Annotated in this window: 17 protein-coding genes; 7 read left to right on the plus strand and 10 right to left on the minus strand. The window is 62.8% G+C overall.

Translation table 11 applies throughout. From position 1 onward, the window contains the following. Nucleotide 1: 1 nt before the first annotated feature. Nucleotides 2-1261 (minus strand): type II secretion system F family protein, encoded by a 1260-nt coding sequence (locus QE373_RS04130; RefSeq protein WP_309683871.1) that lies wholly within the window; start codon nt 1259-1261, stop codon nt 2-4. 355 nt (nt 1262-1616) lie between these two features. On the opposite strand from QE373_RS04130, the gene QE373_RS04135 reads away from it, so the two are divergent. From QE373_RS04135 to QE373_RS04150, 4 genes are all read left to right on the plus strand, one after another. Next, entirely contained in the window at nt 1617-2042 is a 426-nt protein-coding gene (locus QE373_RS04135; protein ID WP_309683873.1) for a pilin, read from the plus strand. Nucleotides 2043-2654: 612 nt separating this feature from the next. Next, the gene (locus tag QE373_RS04140; protein WP_309683875.1) at nt 2655-5792 is read left to right on the plus strand and encodes a fused MFS/spermidine synthase; all 3138 of its coding nucleotides are present in this window, start codon (nt 2655-2657) and stop codon (nt 5790-5792) included. Nucleotides 5793-6367: 575 nt separating this feature from the next. Beyond that, nucleotides 6368-6784, plus strand: coding sequence for a hypothetical protein (locus QE373_RS04145; RefSeq protein ID WP_309683877.1), 417 nt, complete (start codon nt 6368-6370; stop codon nt 6782-6784). Continuing rightward, a complete protein-coding gene (locus tag QE373_RS04150) occupies nt 6781-7098 on the plus strand; it encodes a hypothetical protein (protein ID WP_309683879.1) in 318 nt (105 codons plus the stop codon). The genes QE373_RS04145 and QE373_RS04150 overlap by 4 nt, the downstream gene beginning before the upstream one ends. Before the next feature lie 13 nt (nt 7099-7111). Here the strand turns inward: QE373_RS04150 and QE373_RS04155 are convergent, their stop codons facing one another. From QE373_RS04155 to QE373_RS04180, 6 genes are all read right to left on the minus strand, one after another. After that, complete coding sequence (locus QE373_RS04155) at nt 7112-9559, minus strand: zeta toxin family protein (RefSeq protein ID WP_309683881.1); 2448 nt, start codon at nt 9557-9559, stop codon at nt 7112-7114. Then, on the minus strand, nt 9559-9903 hold the full coding sequence (locus QE373_RS04160; protein ID WP_309683883.1) for a hypothetical protein: 345 nt from the start codon (nt 9901-9903) through the stop codon (nt 9559-9561). Before QE373_RS04160 ends, QE373_RS04155 begins: the two co-directional genes overlap by 1 nt. Continuing rightward, on the minus strand, nt 9863-10315 hold the full coding sequence (locus QE373_RS04165; RefSeq protein WP_309689552.1) for a zeta toxin family protein: 453 nt from the start codon (nt 10313-10315) through the stop codon (nt 9863-9865). Before QE373_RS04165 ends, QE373_RS04160 begins: the two co-directional genes overlap by 41 nt. A 127-nt stretch (nt 10316-10442) precedes the next feature. After that, nucleotides 10443-10784, minus strand: a complete 342-nt coding sequence (locus tag QE373_RS04170; protein WP_309683885.1) for a hypothetical protein — start codon at nt 10782-10784, stop codon at nt 10443-10445. Between the two features lie 50 nt (nt 10785-10834). Then, nucleotides 10835-11716 carry a zeta toxin family protein gene (locus QE373_RS04175; protein WP_309683888.1) on the minus strand — a complete coding sequence of 294 codons (882 nt, stop codon included), beginning with the start codon at nt 11714-11716 and terminating at the stop codon, nt 10835-10837. Then, complete coding sequence (locus QE373_RS04180; protein WP_309683890.1) at nt 11713-12006, minus strand: hypothetical protein; 294 nt, start codon at nt 12004-12006, stop codon at nt 11713-11715. The genes QE373_RS04175 and QE373_RS04180 overlap by 4 nt, the downstream gene beginning before the upstream one ends. Nucleotides 12007-12284: 278 nt before the next feature. Between QE373_RS04180 and QE373_RS04185 the strand changes: the two genes are divergently transcribed. Beyond that, nucleotides 12285-12563, plus strand: a complete 279-nt coding sequence (locus QE373_RS04185) for a type II toxin-antitoxin system CcdA family antitoxin (RefSeq protein WP_309683892.1) — start codon at nt 12285-12287, stop codon at nt 12561-12563. 233 nt (nt 12564-12796) lie between these two features. On the opposite strand, the gene QE373_RS04190 is transcribed toward QE373_RS04185, so the two are convergent. Then, nucleotides 12797-13213 carry a type II toxin-antitoxin system HicB family antitoxin gene (locus QE373_RS04190; RefSeq protein WP_309683894.1) on the minus strand — a complete coding sequence of 139 codons (417 nt, stop codon included), beginning with the start codon at nt 13211-13213 and terminating at the stop codon, nt 12797-12799. A gap of 333 nt (nt 13214-13546) precedes the next feature. On the opposite strand from QE373_RS04190, the gene pilB reads away from it, so the two are divergent. Together pilB and QE373_RS04200 are read left to right on the plus strand one after the other, a co-directional pair. Then, a complete protein-coding gene (gene pilB / locus QE373_RS04195; protein WP_309683896.1) occupies nt 13547-15271 on the plus strand; it encodes a type IV-A pilus assembly ATPase PilB in 1725 nt (574 codons plus the stop codon). 155 nt (nt 15272-15426) lie between these two features. Further along, a complete protein-coding gene (locus tag QE373_RS04200) occupies nt 15427-16134 on the plus strand; it encodes a YitT family protein (protein ID WP_309683897.1) in 708 nt (235 codons plus the stop codon). Between the two features lie 126 nt (nt 16135-16260). Here QE373_RS04200 and QE373_RS04205 read toward each other — a convergent pair whose 3' ends face one another. Further along, nucleotides 16261-16797, minus strand: a complete 537-nt coding sequence (locus tag QE373_RS04205; RefSeq protein WP_309683900.1) for a DNA-3-methyladenine glycosylase I — start codon at nt 16795-16797, stop codon at nt 16261-16263. After that, complete coding sequence (locus tag QE373_RS04210) at nt 16794-18587, minus strand: DUF4153 domain-containing protein (RefSeq protein WP_309683902.1); 1794 nt, start codon at nt 18585-18587, stop codon at nt 16794-16796. Before QE373_RS04210 ends, QE373_RS04205 begins: the two co-directional genes overlap by 4 nt. Between the last annotated feature and the right edge of the window lie 33 nt (nt 18588-18620).

Genomic DNA, 18620 nt, shown 5'->3' on the forward strand with positions numbered 1-18620 from the left:
GTTATCCAACCACCGCGCCGAGTTTGAAGATAGGCAGGTACATGCCGATCACCATACCGCCAACGACCACGCCAATGAAGACCATGATCATGGGTTCCAGCAGGCTGCTCAGCGCATCGACGGCATTGTTCACTTCCTGTTCGAAGTATTCGGCCACCTTGAACAGCATGGTATCCAGGGCGCCGGCCTCTTCGCCGATGGCCGTCATCTGCACCACCATGTGCGGGAAGATGTTGACCTGCTTCATCGCCATGTTGACCGGGTAACCGACCGACACGTCATCACGCATGCGCAGCACGGCCTCTTCGTAGACCTTGTTGCCGGTGGCGCCGGCGACGATGCCGAGTGCTTCCACCAGCGGCACACCGGCCTTGAAGGTCACCGCCGTGGTACGGGCGAAGCGGGCGATCGAGCTGTTGTGCATGATCTGGCCGATTACCGGCACTTTCAGGATCAGACGATCCATACCGTGCTGCATTCGCGGTGAGCGCTTGTAGGCCATGATGAAGCCGACGATGGCGCCGACGATAAATATGCTGATGAGCCACCACCACGCCACCATGAACCGGGAAAGGCCAACGATCATCTGCGTAAACGCAGGAAGCTCCGCACCGAATCCGGCGAAGACTTCCTCGAACTGCGGCACGACGAATATCAGTAGCACGGCGGATACGATCAGGGCCACTGCGACTACCATTGCCGGATAGAAGAGCGCTTTCTTGATCTTGCCCTTCAGGGCTTCGATGTTTTCTTTGTAGTTGGCGATCGTGTCAAGAACAGTCTCGAGAACACCTGCGCCTTCGCCCGCCCTTACCAGATTCCGATACAACTCGTCAAACTGGACAGGATGACGACTAATAGACTCATGTAGCGAGGAGCCGCCTTCGATGTCGGTGCGGATGGTGTCCACCATCTTCTTCATCCGCGGATTCTTATGACCACCGCCAATAATTTCCAGCGACGAAACGATCGGCACGCCGGATTTCATCATGGTCGCCATCTGGCGGCTGAAGAAGGCGATATCCTTGGCAGACACTGCCTTGCCAGCTTGGCCAAACAACGGCTTGGCTTTTGGCTTCACAATCTTTGGCGTGATGCCTTGACGGCGTAGCTCAGCCTTGAGCAGGTTGGCATTCTTGGCCAGCTGCTCCCCCTTCATTTTGACGCCACGTTTGTCGGTCCCCTCCCAGACAAACGGCGCCAATTCCATGGTGCTACGCGCCACGGGCTCTTTCTTCATCGCACTGCGACTTGCTGACATTTCTAGGCTCCCCGGCCTGCCATCCCCAGCAGGCATCTAGCCGGGGATGCTAGCGGATTCCGATCCGTCTGGGCAGTGCGGCATTGAGGTGACGCGCTCGGACGGATGTCATGGGCCAAAGTTGACGTGCTGCGTCACATCGTCGGGTGCATCGCAAAAACCCGCTTTAGGGCTTTCCAAATCGGGAAATGCTGGCATCATTGCCGCCGGGGGGGTGACGAGGGTGTGCCGGGGAAGTTGGCACGCAACCTGCTAAGTATTCCCCTGCAAGGCGCTGCGGCCCGCTCACCCGGTGGGACCACCGGCTCCGGCAGCAGTACCTTTCCATACCTTTTAATTCCTTGGGGATGTAAAAATGAAGAACCAGAAGGGCTTTACCCTGATCGAACTGATGATCGTTGTCGCGATCATTGCCATCCTGGCCGCCATCGCTTTGCCGGCCTACTCCGACTACACCAAGAAATCAAAGGTTTCGGAAGTCGTGCTGGCCGCTTCCGCTGTGCGCACGGCCGTTGCCGAATACGCTTCGTCGAACAACACGCTGCCTCCGGCTAGCTGGGCGGGTTTCCAGGCTCAGACGTCGAAGTACGTGGACAAAGTGGAGTACGGTGACGGTGGTCTGATTACTGCGACCGCGAAGGGCATCGGAAGTGACGTTGACGCCAAGACCATCACGCTGAAAGGCACCCTTAACGCCACCAACGGCACCGTTGATTGGGCTTGCGGCGGCACCATTGATCCGAAGTATCGTCCGGGTAGCTGCCAGGCCGTAGCGCCGTAATTGTTCTGACCCTTTCTGCATTAGGCTATTGCCGATGGCAGACAATACGGCCGCCCTCCGGTCGTCAAGGACGCCCGATGCAATGCATCGGGCGTTCTCTTTTTAAGTAAAAGTGAGAGCGTCTCCCGTTGTTGATCGCCGTCGTTTGCTGGGTCGTACTTTGCCCTTATTGAGCTTGGCAGATTGCGGCCGGGCTAAGCAGACGTGTTGGGCCGGCGCCGTCGAAAAACTGACTACGATTTCAGCCACAAGTGGATCTCAACGCGGTAGCCATAGGTGCGTCATCGAACGATTGATCTGACAATCCAGCACTTTCGGCCTGCCAACGCTGACTCTACTCCCGTACCGTGGTGCGCACCTGAGCTTATGCGGCGCTTCTCGATCTGGCTCAGGAACTTTTGGAGCATTTACACTTTTTGATGGCAGGTTACGCTTCCATCGTTCGAAAAATGAATGGGGCGCGTCGCTTTACTGGGTAGTTCAGTATTGCTCGAAGGAATGTGCCACGGGAGAAAAACTGCTTAGGGTCTTTCAGCCAGCGCGCTCTATCTGACCGAGTGTCTGCGCGTGGAGCGTTGATTGCAAAGTGAGGTGTTGGGTTAGGCTGGGCGGATGGTTAGCCGACACCTCTTCCTCCTCCCCATCTTCATCCTCTCCGGCTTCGCAGGCCTGATCTACCAGTCCCTGTGGAGCCAGTACCTCGGCCTGTTCCTCGGCCACTCATCCCATGCCCAATCCCTGGTCCTGATGCTCTTCATGGGCGGCATGGCCATCGGCGCATGGTGGGCAAGCCGCCGCAGCACCAACTGGCGCTACCCGCTGCTGGCCTACGCTGTCATCGAACTGCTGATCGGCCTGCTCGGCCTCGCCTTCGACGGGATCTTCCAGGGCGTCACCGGCTGGGCCTACGCGCACCTGCTGCCCGACCTTGAAGGGCAGGGCGCCACGGCATTGCGCTGGGGGCTGGCCACGGTGCTGGTGCTGCCGCAATGCATCCTGTTGGGCGCCACTTTCCCGCTGATGAGCGCCGGTTACCTGCGGGTGCAGCCACAGGCGCAGGGGGAAGTGCTTGCTGGTCTGTACTTCGCCAACAGCATCGGCGCGGCGGCTGGCGCGCTGGCGTCCACGTATCTGTTGTTGCCGGCGCTCGGACTGCCGGGCGCGGTGATGGTGGCCGGGGCGCTTAATGTGCTGGTGGCTGTGCTGATCTACCCGCTGGCGCGCGCGGGTGAGCCGGGTGGCGGTCCGTCTGAGATTGCAACAGTTCCGGGTGGAGCGGGTCGCACGGATCGCACGGTTGCCGCAGTGCTCTGCATTGCGCTGCTTACTGGCACCAGCTCGTTTGTCTACGAAATCACCTGGGTGCGCATGCTGTCGCTTGCGCTGGGCACCACGTTGCATTCGTTTGAGTTGATGCTCGCTGCGTTCATTGCCGGCATTGCGTTTGGCGGGCTGTGGCTGCGCCATCGCGCCGACCGCATGGCCTCGCCGCTGCGGGCAGCCGGGTGGGTGCAGGTGCTGATGGGGCTGGCCGCCTTGGCGTCAATGTTCGTGTACGCGCAGGCGTTCGAATGGGTCGGCTGGCTGATGCGCGTCATCGTGCGCAGTGCCGAAGGCTACGGGTTGTACAGCGTTGCCAGTGCGGTGATTGCGGTGCTGGTGATGTTCCCGGCTGCGTTCTTTGCGGGCATGACGCTGCCGTTGTTGACGCTGGCGCTGTTGCGGCAGGGGCGCGGCGAGAAGGTCATCGGCCAGGTGTATGCGTTCAATACGGTGGGCGCTATTGTCGGTGTGCTGGCAGCGGTACATGTGCTGATGCCGATGTTGGGGCTGAAGTACGCGCTGCTGGTGGCGGCGGTGGTGGATGTGGGGTTGGGGGTGTGGTTGTTGTGGCCGGGTGGGGTTGTGGGGGTAGGGGCAGGATCAAGACCGTGGCGACCAACGGCCGCCACCCACCAAGGGCAGCGGGTCGCCACCCACCGAGGTTCGCGAGTCGCCAGCCACCAAGAGCAGGTTGCCACCCAGCAGGATCAAGTTGCCACCGACCACGAGCCGGTCGTCAGCTACCGCGGCGCCGCGCTCGCTATGGGCCTTGGAGTCGCCGGCGTAATCGCGGCGGTGGCGCTGGTGCGATTTGATCCGCTGGTACTCAGTTCTTCGGTCTATAGGCATGGCGGTGCGCGCTTGCATGACAGCGCGAAGATGCTGTTCTTCAAGGACGGCCAGACCGCCACGGTTTCGGTGTTCGAGACCGATCGCGGGGCCGGGCCGGTGCGCTCCATCGCTACCAACGGCAAGGTGGATGCGGGCATGACGGTCAGCGTTGACCAGGAGCCCAGCGGTGATGAGTCCACCATGGTGCTGCTCGGTGCGCTGCCGCTGGCGCTCGGCCATGGCTTCGAGCGGGTGGGTGTGATCGGCTTCGGCTCCGGGCTGACCACGCATACCCTGCTCGGCGATCCGCGCGTCGGCCAAGTGGATACGGTGGAGATCGAACCGGCCATGGTGGAGGGCGCGCGTCTGTTCGGCGACCGCGTGAGCCGCGCCTACGACGATCCGCGTTCGCACATCGTCATCGATGACGCCAAGGCGCATTTCGCCGGCAGCGGGCGCCGCTATGACCTGATCATTTCCGAACCCTCCAACCCTTGGGTGGGCGGCACCGCGTCGTTGTTCAGCGATGAGTTCTACGCGTTCGTGCCGGGGCAGCTCAACGAGGGTGGGCTGTTCGTGCAGTGGCTGCAGTTGTATGAAATCACCCCGGAACTGGTGTCTTCCGTACTGGACGGGCTGGTCGATCATTTCAGCGATGTGCGTGCTTACCTGGCCAACGATTCAGACCTGATCATCGTGGCCACGCCGAAGGGAAAACTGCCCGAACTCAATGCGGGTGTGTTCGAACATCCGGCGCTGCGTGCGGAGCTGGCGCGGGTGGGTGTGCACGGCCTGGATGACCTGCGGGATACCTACGCAATGGGGGATGCCGCGCTGCGTGCTTACCCGGCGCTTTATCCTTCGCCGCGGCATTCCGATTACCACCCGATCCTGACCCTGCGCGCACCCATCGCACGCTTCCAGCAGGGGTATGTGGGGGATGTGGAATCGATCATGACGGCGCCCTGGCCGCTCACCCGTGCATGGGGCGGGCCGGAGCCTCGCGTACCGCCGGCGGAGGGCGCCCAGCTGAACCTGCAGGTGCTGCAACGTCGCAGCACTGCGTATCTGTTGTCGCAGCGGCTGCAACACGGCGCAGACCTGCCCGGCGGTGGCGACCATGCGTTGGCCGATGCGCTGCGTTCACTGGGCGAGCGTTGTGAGCTGGAAATCACCCCGTTGGAAACGGCCGGGCTGGTGTTCTTCCTGGCCGGTGAAACGGTGCCGTTCCTGGCGCCTGCCGAGCGCGAGGCGCTGTGGGTGCGGCCGACGTGGCGCCCATGTCCGCTGCGCGATCCCACGGTTATTGATGCACTGGCGCTGGTGTCCGCGGCGGCCACGGACGATCACGCGCAGGTTCTGGAAAGCGGCCAGCGCCTGTTGGAAGGCCCGCACAGTGTCGGCCTGCTTGCCGATGCGCGGTCGGGCTATTACCTGTTCGGGGCGATGCAGTACGCGGCGTGGGCCAGTGGCGATACGGCGCTGGCGCGGGCGTTGTCGGATCGCTATTGGAACTCGCTTGGTACCGATGCGCGGGCCAGCGGGCGGCTGAGGTTGCTGACCTATATGGCCGCGTTGGGAAAGCAGGAGCGGTAGCGCCGAGCCGTGCTCGGCGAGCGCAGCGGCAAGGGCAAAAGCGTGACGACCAACGGTCGTCACCTACCCGGGCAGGAGCTGACGACCAGCGGTCGTCACCCACCAGAGCAGGAGCTGACGGCCAGCGGCCGTCACTACCGTGGAGCAGGTAGGTGTCGAGCCGTGCTCGACACTACGGGAGGGGCGTGTCGCGTTGGGCGTGGCATCGCCCGGGTGCGAGGGCGCGGAAGGAGTTCGAGATGCGTGCGCCCCCCGTGCTGAGCGCTCGGTCTATCGGGCGTCACTTTTGCAGTTTCGCCCATGTACGCAAGGGCTTGCGGCTGATGGTATGGACACGCTGGCGACGAAGAGCGTCAGCCGGGATTGCCATCCTGTTATGAACTTAGGATTTGGCTCTGTTTTGCCCTCTGGGCACGGCGGAGAATGCGCTGCATCGCTTGCCGGTCTCATGGCGGGCGATGTGGGGGATCCCTGATCCGCCGGTCTTTTTCCTAAGTTCAACCGGTATGGCAACCCGCATCGCCCGCCACCCTGCGCCTCGGCGCAGGTGGCCTCAAGCCGTGTGAGGTACGCCGATGAAATCGCATTACCCCCTTGCCGCCAAGCGGTTGTACGCCCTGATGGGCGACAAGATGCTCGACTTCCCACCGCACTTCATCGAGCGCCTGGAGCGGCGGCTGGAAGCGTTTGAAACATCACGCAGCAACAAGCACGTGGTGGTGCCGTTGCGCCTGATTTCAGACATCGATTGTGAGGCCGCAGCCACCGCTGAAGACAGCCCGGCAGAACCTCAACGCGCCGCGTTGATCGCCGTTCCCGTTCGCACCCTGCAGGCGTTGGCATCGATCTTCGAAATCCTGCACGCGGTGCATCTGGGCAAGCAGGATGTGCAGTCGGAAGGCTGCGTCACCAGCCTGATGGTGGAAGGGCTGATCCTGTCCGGGCGCGACCTGGTGCGGTCATCGGCCGATGCCATGTGGAGCCAGCAATGACGCCCCACGAGCGTGCCAATGCCCGCGCCGCCAACCCGCGCGCCGCCGAGACGGCCGAGTATCTGGATGCCCGCCTGCACATGGCCAATTATGAAGAATCCACGTTCGCCCGCTCGCTGCTGCTGGCGGCCGAGCTGCATGGGATCGAGCATGCGGCGCGCGAGTGCGGGCTGAGCGATGAAGCCATGCGCCGGCAGTTGAATGGCACCCGTCCCCTGTACTTCGACAGCGTGCTGGGCGTGATGCGGGCGCTGGGTGTGCAGTTGCGGGTGGAGGTGGTTCAAGGGGGCGGGGCGACAAGCCCGGCCCGGTGACCGAGTGTGGCGATCAACCCATGCTGAGCGCGCGTCCGTGGTTTTCCTGCTGCATGCGCTCATCGTGCATCTGCTGGTCGCGCTGCTGCACCTGTGAACGCTGATCATGCTCCCGGCTGACGACCTGGAACTGCTGCATTGATTCGTCCACCGGCGTCTGGGCCGCCTGCACCGTTGGCATGGAGGCGCGCTGGTGCGCAGGATCACCCGGCTCGCCCTGTACCACGAACAGCGTGTGCCCAGCTTGTTCGTGCGTCGTGGCATTGCTCAGCACGACGTGGTCCACCCGATCCAGACCATTGTCCTTGGCCAGCACCAGCAGGCTGGCGGTCATCCGCTCACTGGTGGCATCAAAGCTGCGCCCATGTCGGGCGTCCAGTGCCGCTACTTCGTCGCGCACCTGCTGATAAAGAGAATGGTCGGGATGGCCCGGCTGCGTTGGCGTGGCGGGTGTCGTCGGCGTCGACTGGAGTGCATCCCGCTCGGCAGGATCATCGACTGCCTCGGGCACCGGGGAGCCGGGCACGGGAGCGTCCTGCTTCTGGATGGCTTGAATCTGCAGGTAGGTATCGTTCAATTCATCGCGAACGTTCCCATCGGCCAAGGAGTCATGGGTATACCCGTCCTGCAGCCATTGGCCATCCGGCCTGTGCTGGTAAGTGCGGCCATCCGAGGCAAGCAGCTGATCCGGATGATCACGGGCCCACGCCACTGCCTCAGGAATCGGTCCGTGCCGGGACCAACCCTGCTCTGCATACGCTTGCTCATACTGCTTGGCGAAGGCGACCGGACTACGCGCTGCATTGAAGGCCATGATGCCGCAGGCGATCTCATCAAGCTGGGCCGCCTTGGTGGCATCGGCCACCTCCACGGTTGTGCTCTTGATGCCATGCTCATAGACCTGATGGACGACCTCACGCCGCCATTCCCCACTGTCTGGGGTACGCTCCCACGAGCGTGGAAGGAGGCTGGGCGTATCGGTGGCGTCACTGTCGATGCGGTACGGATCGATTGGCAGGTCGGGCGTTGACAGGCGCAGTTCCACCGCTCTGCTGGACGCTTTGTAATTCAACTCCTGGGTCAACGCCGGGTCGGCCGTGAGCTGTGTAGTGGCGCCGTAGATCGGCCGATCCGCCACCGTGCCGACTGTCCCCACGATTGCTCTCTCGCTGTGCGTCCAGCCCTTGCCGGGATGCTCCGGATCAAACGTCCAGACCCTGCCGGCGCTGTCGGTCTGGTTGTTGATCCGGTACTTCTCGATCCAATCCACAACTTCGCTGGCACCCCAAGCGCCCAATCCTGCACCGATGATGCCGGTGACAATCGCGCCGGGGCCGGATTCGATTCCTGCCAGCGTGCCAGCCTTGGCGCCCACCGCCGCACCGGTCCAGCCGCCGACACTGCGTGCGCCGAAGTCCAGCAGTGCAGCCTCCGCGCCAGTCCGGTTATCGCGCGCGTAGAGGTCTGCCACTTTGGCCCCCTCCGTTACCGCTTCAAAGGCCGTCGCGGCTGTGCCGCCGACCATCGCTCCGCGCACCATGTTCGGGCGCACGCGGACGGTGTGGTCGATGGTGCGCGCCTCTCGGATGAGGGGCGCGATGCCTTCGACGACCTTTAGCGCGGCGCGCTCATCGAACACCGCTGTCGCAGTGGCTGGACTTACATGACGATTGTTGGGCAGCGTATCGGGTAGTTCGGCGTGCCAGCGGCCCTGCATTTGCCAGTCATCGCGCAGAGCCTCGGTAATGCGAGGATTGCTTAAGCGTGCTTTACGTTCCGCCTCCAGGGCCGTGCCGGGCAACCGGGCATCGCTGTGGCTGTCGTAGACCTGTCCACCCTCACGCCCGTAGAGCCGGATAGGGATGCCGGTCTCGGCATGAACCTTGTCCAGGTTGCTTGGGAGCGCATCATAAACCTGATGGCGTACATCCTCGGGGACGTAGCGGCCGTAACCTCTGCTATCGATGGACCCTGTAAAACGAGCGTCCACACCGAGCTCGCTTTCCAGTCGATGCGCAACGACCCCGCGAATCTCGACCACGTAGCCTTTGGCCTGTAGGTCTTTGATCAACGTGACCGCGCTGTCACCATTGCCCAGCGTGGTGTCGAGAATGATGTTTCTACGGCCCTCAATCGCTGCGGCGCGCAATTCCTTGGCCCATTGACTGGCATCTTCATGGGTGTGACCAGCCCAGGTGTAGGGGTGTTGCTGGCGTAGGCGTTCGACGTCAGGATGTGCGTCACGCAGCTCATCCGGGTCGATTTTGATTACATCCCTGTGAAGCTCGTTCGTAACCTCGCGCGCCAAGCCGCGTTTGCCGGCACCGGGCTGCCCAGCAAGTATGATGGCTCTAGGCGAATCATGTGAAGCGCGGCTATCCAATCCACTGTCTGGGATGATCTTCTCGCGGAGGCGCAGTGCGTGCGCATCCTCCGTCAGGCGCCCACCGCGAGTACTCATCAGCGACTTCTCTCGTTGGCTTGAAGGTGTACCCACAGATCGTCGAGGTTGGCCATGCCGATATTGCTGGATCTGGCAAATCGCATCAGCCGCTCTTTTTCAGTTGCCCTGCCAATCACCTGTGGATCAGCCGAGGCTTCGGCGGCTGCCAGTTCAGCGCGTGCTTCGCTGATGAAGCCGCTGAGACAGTCCTCCAAGGCCCAGACTGCAGCCTCGAAAGGCGGGACAGACTTCATGCGCCCATTCACCGAATTGAGGGCTTTCTGCAATTCCTCGATATGCCTCGGATGGTCCTTGAGCATTTCACGGAGCTTGGCTGGTACTGGAGGAGGGGGCAGGGGCATGGTCGAGACCTTTCAAGCGGGTTGCATATCGAAGAGTATCTGCAGTTGTTTGCGCTTGTTCAACGACCATTCTCGACAGAAAATGAATCGTGGCACTGCCGGTGGGCGGGGGCAACGGCTGCACCGCCGTCCCGTACCTGCGACGCCTGCCGGTCACTTGGCACTCGCCTGATACGGGCTGCACGCTACCTCTTCCCAGGGAGCGCTCCATAGACATGAGTGCGTACTTCTTCGGGGACGTAACGACCATGGCCATTGCATCCAGACTTCTGGAAAACCTTCTGTCTACACCAAGCTCGCTTTTCAGGTCATGTGCAACGACGCCGCGAATCTCGACTTGATAGCCTTTGGCTTGGAGGTCCTTGATCAGTGTGACGGCGCTGTCACCATTGCCCAGGGTGGTATCGAGGATGGTCCCGCTAGCAGGATCGCTTTAGGACTGTCTTGGGGGCTTGCTTCCTGCAATCCACTTCCTGGGACTACGTTTTCGACGAGTCGCTTTGCGTGTACTTCAGGGGCCAGCCGGCTATCGGGATCGTTCATCCGCCGATCGCCATAAAGTAGTTGTAGAGAGGCTCATCATCCAGCCAATGCCGTTTGAAGGACGCGCTGAACATTAGTCGTTCTTTCTCAACAGCTCGCGTAATCGCTTCAGAATCAGCCGAGATCTGGGCGCTGACAAGCTCAGCACGTGCTTCGCTGATGAATGTCCCCAATCGTCCTTCCAAGTCTGAGATCGCGTCATCGAAAGGCATAAGAGGGACTTTCCGAGATCGTTCAACGGACCTGTTGAGAACCTCCTGCAGCCTTTCGATATGCCCGGGATAGTCCGTGAGCATCTCGCGCAGCTTGGCCGGAACCGGGGGGGCGGGCAGAGACATAAGCGACACCTTTTCAGGGAAATGATGTGAATAAGCGAGGGTCTACACCATCAACCGCGGCGTCCGAACAAGCGTTTCCACCACGTGCTGCTTGCCTGCTGTGACTCAGCGGGCCCGCGCGCCTGCCGCGCAACGCCGGTGCTGGTGGAAGCCAGCCTCTGCGTAAGATCGCGATGCCAAACCCCTTGCGCCCGCCAGCCGTCGCGCAGTTGATGAGTAATGGCTGGGTCTTTCAATCGGGCTTCAAACGCATGCGTCAATGCAGCGCCCGGTGTCTGCGGGTGAATGGCGTTATCGTAGAGTTCCACACCATCGCGATAGAAGATGCGAATGCGCACATCGGTGCGCTGATGCAACAGGTCCAAGCAGGCGGGTAGCGTGTCGTAGGCCTCATCGTGAACCTCGCTCAGCGTATGACGCCCGTAGCCATTTACGTCGAAATTGCTGGTAAATCGCTGATCAATTCCGAGTTCGCTTTCCAGTTTCGGTGCTGCGACGACACGCACCTCCACTTCGTAGCCTTGTAACCGCAGCTCATCGATAAGTTCGGACAGCCACTCCGCATTGTTCAACGTGGCGTTGTAGATCAGGTTTTTCTTGAGCGCGGCGGTGTTGGTCAGCAGCTTTTCAGACCAGATGTCAGCGTCGGACTGGGTATGTGGGGCCCACGTATAGGGATGGGTCTCGCGGAGAGACCTGACATCGGGGTGGTAATCGCGCAGCGCTTCGGGATCGATTGTGACGACATCGTCCTGAAGCTCAGCTTCGATCCTTCGTGCCAGGCCCCCCTTGCCTGCTCCGGGTTGTCCTGTGAGCAGGATCGCCTTGGGCCTGTCCAGGCTTGTTCGCTCTGAGAGGCTGTAGTCAGGAAGAATGCTGTCAACGAAGATGCGCTCCAGCTCTTGCGGGCTGACATGTCCCTGTTCGCTCATTCCAGCCCCCGAGCGTTGAAATAAGCGTACAGGTCGGGCATCGAGCCCATGTTCGCCCGCGCGTACCCGAATTTGAGCGCCTTCCATTTGGCCCGCTCGACCAGGTCCAGATCACCACGGTCCTGGGCTGCCTTCAGCTCTTCCCGGGCATCCACCGCGAAGCAACTGAGCGCCTCCTCCAGGGCCCAGATGGCCTGTTCAAACATCGGCGTGCCAGTGAGCGGCTTCTCGGCCACGCGATTCAAGTCAGCCTGCAGTTTTGCGGTATGCGCTGGAAAATCCCTGAGCATGTCGCACACCTTCTGCGGTACGGGAGGTGGATGAGCGTGTCGCATGGCGGGTCCTGTCTATCTAGGTTTCCGTTCAGTACAACGGATGGCTGTTCTGTGGGCTGAGTATAGATAGCGCTGATCGACTGCTGCTGTGAGGCAGATCACGTGCGCGTGCCAAGTGCTTGCTGGGGGTGTGGCGTTTTTGGCACGCCGCTATGTGTGAGCTTTCGGGCCGGCACCTGGTGCCGTGGAGTCGGGTAGTACGCAACTTGCACCGTGTCTGGCATGCGCACACGATGCGCATGATCGACCCGGAAACTCACATGCCCGCTATCTACGATCCAGACGCGCAGAGAATAGGGGGCAATCCGACCCTCAACTCCGATCTGGTTGCACAGGCCAAGGCGCTCACCGGCAATCTTTCCAGCAAGGTGGAAGTCCTGCAGACGGAGTTCGGGGCCAGCGAACACGAGAGCCCTGGAGGCTGCCGATGGGAGCTGGCGCGCGCGGCGGAAGAATGGGGCGCCTTCGTGGATGCCCACGGCACTCTTGCTGACGAGTTTTCCACCCTGTGATCCAACAGTTTGACGTGCATGCCAACGTAGGCTCAAACGAGAACATTCCGTTCGTGGTGGTCGTCCAGTCCAGCGTTTTCGAAGGGGGCGCCGTGCCGGGTGATGGTGCAGCTGGTCGATAACACGTCATTACCGGTGAGCGCGTTGCGGCAGCGGGTGGGCTCGCTCAAAGCGCGCCAGAAGCGCGGGCGTCGCGGGCGTCCGGCAGCTCACGAAGTCAGCGATGCGGGCGACTACTTGGAGCACCCTGGATTGCTACCAGCCACACCGCCCAACTCATGTTCCGCGGCCAGAGCCAGATACGCCGATCGGGACATACGCCGCTGCGCCGCTGCTTCATCGATCCGGCCCACCAGATACTCTGGCAGGCTGATGTTCAAGCGTACTGCTTTCGTGCTGAGCTTGGACAGGTCGACATCAATCAACATCCAGAAGCCACCGGTGTATTCGTCGCTCTGGCTGTAGCGATCCAGCGGCGATGCAGGTCCAGGGCCGGCTGATTCGCCCTCGTACCTGGCCTCTACTGCCTCTTGCACCATGCGCGGAATATCGGCCGCTTCATCGGCCGCAGAGAAGACGCCAGGAAGATCAGGAATGGTTATGCCGTAGGCGGCGCCTGGTTCGTGGTGGACGTAAACGGGATAGAACATCAGGTCCTCCATCCGGGCATGGGCGTATTAGCCCAGATGCGCTCTGGCTACACAAGTCTACACAACAATTTTGCAGAAATCCTCAAAGCGCGTACAGGGGCCGGCTGCGTGACGATTACCCCACGCAACACTTACCGGCGGTGTTGTCTGCCCGGCGCTGGTCCGTGAAACCGCCAACGAGGCGCGTTGCCGAGCAAGCTCGACACTACGTTGAGCGCGGTGAAACCTGCGCTCTCAGGGTAAGATGGTGGCTGCTGCAGGGGGAGCCAGCAGCGGACCAATATGCAGCTGTACGGGGCGGGATGCGCCGGGCGGCACACAATGAGGAACCGCATGAACGCAGTCGCCACCGCAAATCTCGTCGGCATCACCGGTATTGCCCGTCGCCTGGTCCAGGACGGTGCGCTGGATGAAGCCGGCGCGCGCGACGCGATGGCCAAGGCGACCGCCGCGCGGTTGCCGCTGCCGCAGTGGTTCGCGCAGCACAAGGTCGTCACCGCCGCCCAGTTGGCCGCCGCCAATTCGCTCGAATTCGGCATGCCGCTGTTCGATGTCGGCGTGTTCGATGCCAACCAGAGCGCGATCAAGCTGGTCAGCGAAGAGCTGCTGCGCAAGCACCACGTGCTGCCGCTGTTCAAGCGCGGCGGCAAGCTGTACGTGGGCACCAGCGACCCGACCCATTCGCTGGATGAAATCAAGTTCCACACCAACCTGGTAGTGGAACCGATCCTGGTGGATGAAGACCAGATCCGCCGCACGCTGGAACAATGGCAGAACACCCACGATTCGATGTCCTCGCAGATGGGCGACGACGACGAGGGCATGGCCAATCTGGAAATCGGCACCGACGACGACAACAACGCCGGCGATTCGGGGATCGATGCCAAGGGCGATGACACTCCGGTGGTGAAGTTCGTCAACAAGGTGCTGGTGGACGCGATCCGCAAGGGCGCCTCGGATATCCATTTCGAGCCCTACGAAGACGACTACCGCGTGCGCCTGCGCATCGACGGCCTGCTGAAGATGGTGGCGCGTGCGCCGGTGAAATTGAACCAGCGCATCGCCGCGCGCCTGAAGGTCATGGCGCAGCTGGATATCGCCGAAAAGCGCGTGCCACAGGATGGACGCATCAAGCTCAACCTGAGCAAGACCAAGCAGATCGACTTCCGCGTCAGCACCCTGCCGACGCTGTTTGGCGAGAAGGTGGTGCTGCGTATCCTGGATGGCAGCGCGGCCAAGCTGGGCATCGACAAGCTGGGCTACGAAGCGGACCAGGAAAAGCTGTTCAAGGAAGCCATCCACAAGCCCTACGGCATGGTGCTGGTGACTGGCCCGACCGGTTCGGGCAAGACCGTTTCGCTATATACCGCGCTGGGCATCCTGAACGATGAAACGCGCAATATCTCCACTGCCGAAGACCCGGTGGAAATCCGCCTGCCCGGCGTCAACCAGGTGCAGCAGAACAACAAGCGCGGCATGACCTTCGCCGCGGCGCTGCGTTCGTTCCTGCGACAAGATCCGGACATCATCATGGTCGGCGAAATCCGCGACCTGGAAACTGCCGAGATCGCGATCAAGGCCGCGCAGACCGGCCACATGGTGCTGTCCACGCTGCATACCAACGATGCGCCGCAGACCATCGCGCGCCTGATGAACATGGGCATCGCGCCGTACAACATCACCAGTTCGGTGACGCTGGTGATCGCCCAGCGCTTGGCGCGCCGGCTGTGCAACAACTGCAAGCGCCGCACTGATCTGCCGGCCCACGCGCTGCTGGCCGAAGGCTTCACCCAGGCCCAGCTGGATGCGGGAATCGAGCTGTATGAAGCCGTTGGCTGCGATGAATGCACCGAAGGCTACAAGGGCCGCACCGGTATCTACCAAGTGATGCCGATGACCGATGAGATTTCCACGATCATCCTGGCCGGTGGCAATGCGCTGCAGATTGCCGACGCCGCCCAGGCGATCGGGGTGAATGACCTGCGCCAGTCGGCGCTGGTGAAAGCCAGCAAGGGCGTGACCAGCCTGGCCGAGATCAACCGGGTGACCAAGGACTGACGGTACTGACGGCCGCCGGATGTCGGTAGTGACGGCCGCTGGCCGTCATTTTGTGAATTCGACGGCCAGCGGCCGTCACTACCGTGAATGATTTCACCTGCAACTGTCATCGGGATCGTGTCTAATACGACTCCCCACCGCGACACCCCACGCTCATGTCCCTCCAATCCCATGGCCCCGCGCCGTGCGACGACGCTGACGGCCACCTCGTCACCGCTGGCCCGCTGACGCCGCCGCCGGATAGCGCCGGCACCCCGCAGGACGACCGCGCGCTGCGCCATTCCCACGCCGAAGACGTGCAGGGCATGGTGCTGGCCACGCTGGTGGCGTCGCTCGGCCTGGCCATCTTCGCCAAAGGCGGGCTGATGATCGGCGGCATGGCCGGGCTGGCCTTCCTGATCCATTACGCGGCCGGCTGGAACTTCGGCCTGGTGTTCGTGCTGGTCAACCTGCCGTTCTACTGGGTGGGCGTGCGCCGGATGGGCTGGGAGTTCACCCTGAAGACCTTCGCGGCGGTCACCGCCTGCGGAATCCTGACCGACCTGCTGCCGCGCTGGGCGGATTTTGCCCATATTGCGCCGTTGTATTCGGCGCTGGTGGGCGGCGCGCTGGCCGGCCTGGGCATTTTGTTCTTCATCCGCCATCGCGCCAGCCTGGGGGGAATCGGCATCCTGGCGGTCTACCTGCAGCGCACGCGTGGCTGGAGCGCCGGCAAGGTGCAGATGAGCTTCGATGCGATGCTGATGCTGGTGGCGTTCAGCGTGCTGTCGCCCATCCAGGTGATGTATTCGGCCACCGGCGCGGTGGTGCTCAGCCTGGTGCTGATGTTCAACCACCGCCCGGGCCGGTACATGGGCGTCTGACGCAATCATCGGGCAGGAAACCTGACGGCCAGCGGGAGGGGTCAGAGTCCTTTTCCGCAGGAAAAGGACTCTGACCCCGTCCGTCGGAAACCTGACGGCCAGCGGCCGTCACTACCCGGGGGGCCATTACTTCCGGGACCACGCCGGCTTCAATTTCAGGATCCGCTTCTGCACCGGGCAGTCATCGGCGTGGGCGCCTTTCAGGTAACCCAGGCTCATCAGGAATTCGCCGGTGATTTCCCCGCCGGTAAACCGAAAGGTCTTCTTGAACAGCTTCACCCAGCCGGCCTTGTCCAGCGGATGGTGCGCATCCAGCCATTCGGCGAAGCTGCCGTGGCTTGCGCGCAGGCCCTGGATGACCTGCGCATTGTGGATGGCGGCCAGCACCTTCAGCCGGTTGCGGATGATGCTGGCGTCGCCCAGCAGGCGGTCGATATCCGGCTGCGCATAGGCGGCCACGGTGTCCACGTCGAAGCCATCGTAGGCGCGGCGGAAGCCTTCGCGCTTCTTCAGGATGGTCTCCCAGCTCAGCCCGGCCTGGTTGATTTCCAGCACCAGGCGCTCGAACAGCTCGGCTTCGGCGCGCTGCGGGAATCCATATTCATGGTCGTGGTAATAGCCGTGGACCGGATGGCCCGGGGCGATGCTGCAGTATCCGCTCATGGTGTCTCCCGGGGTTCCTTGGACAGGTTGCCGATGCTGGAAGGGGCGCCGTCGTCCAGCGAAATTTCCGGCCAGCGCGGTGCTTTGAGGGTCAGCCTGCCGGCGCGCACGGCGTCGTGGATGCGTGCGGTTTCCGATGCCGAACCGCCGCGCGGGAAGCCGTACGACCCCACCGTCCACCAGCCGCGCACACCCAGCGCGTGAAGCTGGCAGTACGCCCCGGATCCCTGCATCAACCCGCACAGCAGCACGTCCGGCTGGCCGTCGCCGTCGAAATCGCGGGTCGTGGCGACGCAGCGTGAATCGGCATCCAGGCAGCCGCCGGTCTCCACCTTGCGGGCGACCATCGCGTCCCACCAGCTGTCCGGCGGGGTGGCCGAACCGTCGGCCAGCACCAGCCGCTTGCGCAGCACCGCCTGGTCACGGATGCCATCGTCGATCGCGCTCTCACCGCCGCCCCAGTAGGCCGTGCGCGCCAGGGCCTGGGCCGCTACGCTGGCAGCCCGCGCATCGGCGCTGAAACGGGCATTGCGCTGCATCTCGCGCAGTGCCGCCACGCCGCGCCGGCCCAGGTCGAAACGCAGCAGCATCGCATCGGCGGTGGTGATGCCATCGGGGTTGGCCAACAGCCGCGCCTGCTGGCTGGCGACGGTGATCCGCACCGGATCCAGCAGCGGTGAACTGGCCAGCAGCGCCGCGCCCAGCACCACCCAGCACATCAACCGGTTGGTCGTCTCCAGTGGCTGCAGCCAGCGTCCGCGGCTGAACGGCGCGCGCGCATAGCCCAGCGTATAGCCGGTCACCAGCACCGCGATCAGCAACGCCCAGAAACGCTCCAGGGTCCAGCCGTACTGGCCGATGCGCAGCCACACCGCGTACAGCGCCAGCGCGGACAGTACCGGCAGCGCCAGCAGGCTGGCTTCCACCAGCCGCCGCAGCCAGCGCGGGTAGGGCGGCTGGTCGTTGTCATGCTGGTACACCGCGTTGGTGAAGGTGACCAGCAGCAGCGCCAGCACCAGCAGCAGCGAGGCGGCCGAGCGGGTTTCCCACAGCGGCTGCAATCCCGTGAACGGCAGGCTCAGGGTGAAGATGACGGTGATGAAGGACAGCAGCGGCAGCAGCCCGCGGCACACCGCGAACAGCACCTGGCGGGTGATCTGGATGGCGCGTTGCTGGGTGCGCCCGATCAGGATGCCGAAGCCGGCCAGGGTGCCGGTGGCGAGCGCGATGAAGGCATCTTCGCGGAACAATTCGGTGAAGAAGGTGATCTTCAGCAGCCCGAACAGGGACGCCCACAACCACAGCAGCATCCAGGTCAGGCCGGTGAACAGCAGCGCCAGTGCGAGGGTCAGGCCGTTCTGCCAGGCGCGTTCGAACAGCGCATCGTAGCTGGCCCGCCAGTGGCCGTGCTGCAGGCGGTGCTGCCACCACGGCAGGCTGATGAAGGTGGCGATCGCCATCGCCAGAGAGAACGGCAGGCGCAGCGGTTCCGAGCGCAGGCCGGCTTCCCCGTCCAGGTTCCAGCCGATCCAGCTGGCAAGCCCCAGCACCACCACCGAAGCCAGCAGCGCGTGCAGCCACAGCCGGCGATCACGCAGGTCCACCACGGTCAGGGCGATCGCGCTGGGCACGGTGAGCACCCAGGCGTACCAGCGATAGCGCGAACCGACATCGTGCAGCGGCCAGCTGCCGTCGAGCTGCTGCGCCAGGTACAGCAGCAGGCCCTGCAGCAGGGCGATCAACACGATGGCACTTCGGGTGGACGGCGGTAGCGTCGTGCTGGTGGACATCGCAGGCTCCTTGCTGGGTGGTCGCCATCCTAC

The sequence above is a fragment of the Stenotrophomonas sp. SORGH_AS_0321 genome, assembly GCF_031453215.1.
GTDB classification, from domain to species: domain Bacteria; phylum Pseudomonadota; class Gammaproteobacteria; order Xanthomonadales; family Xanthomonadaceae; genus Stenotrophomonas; species Stenotrophomonas chelatiphaga.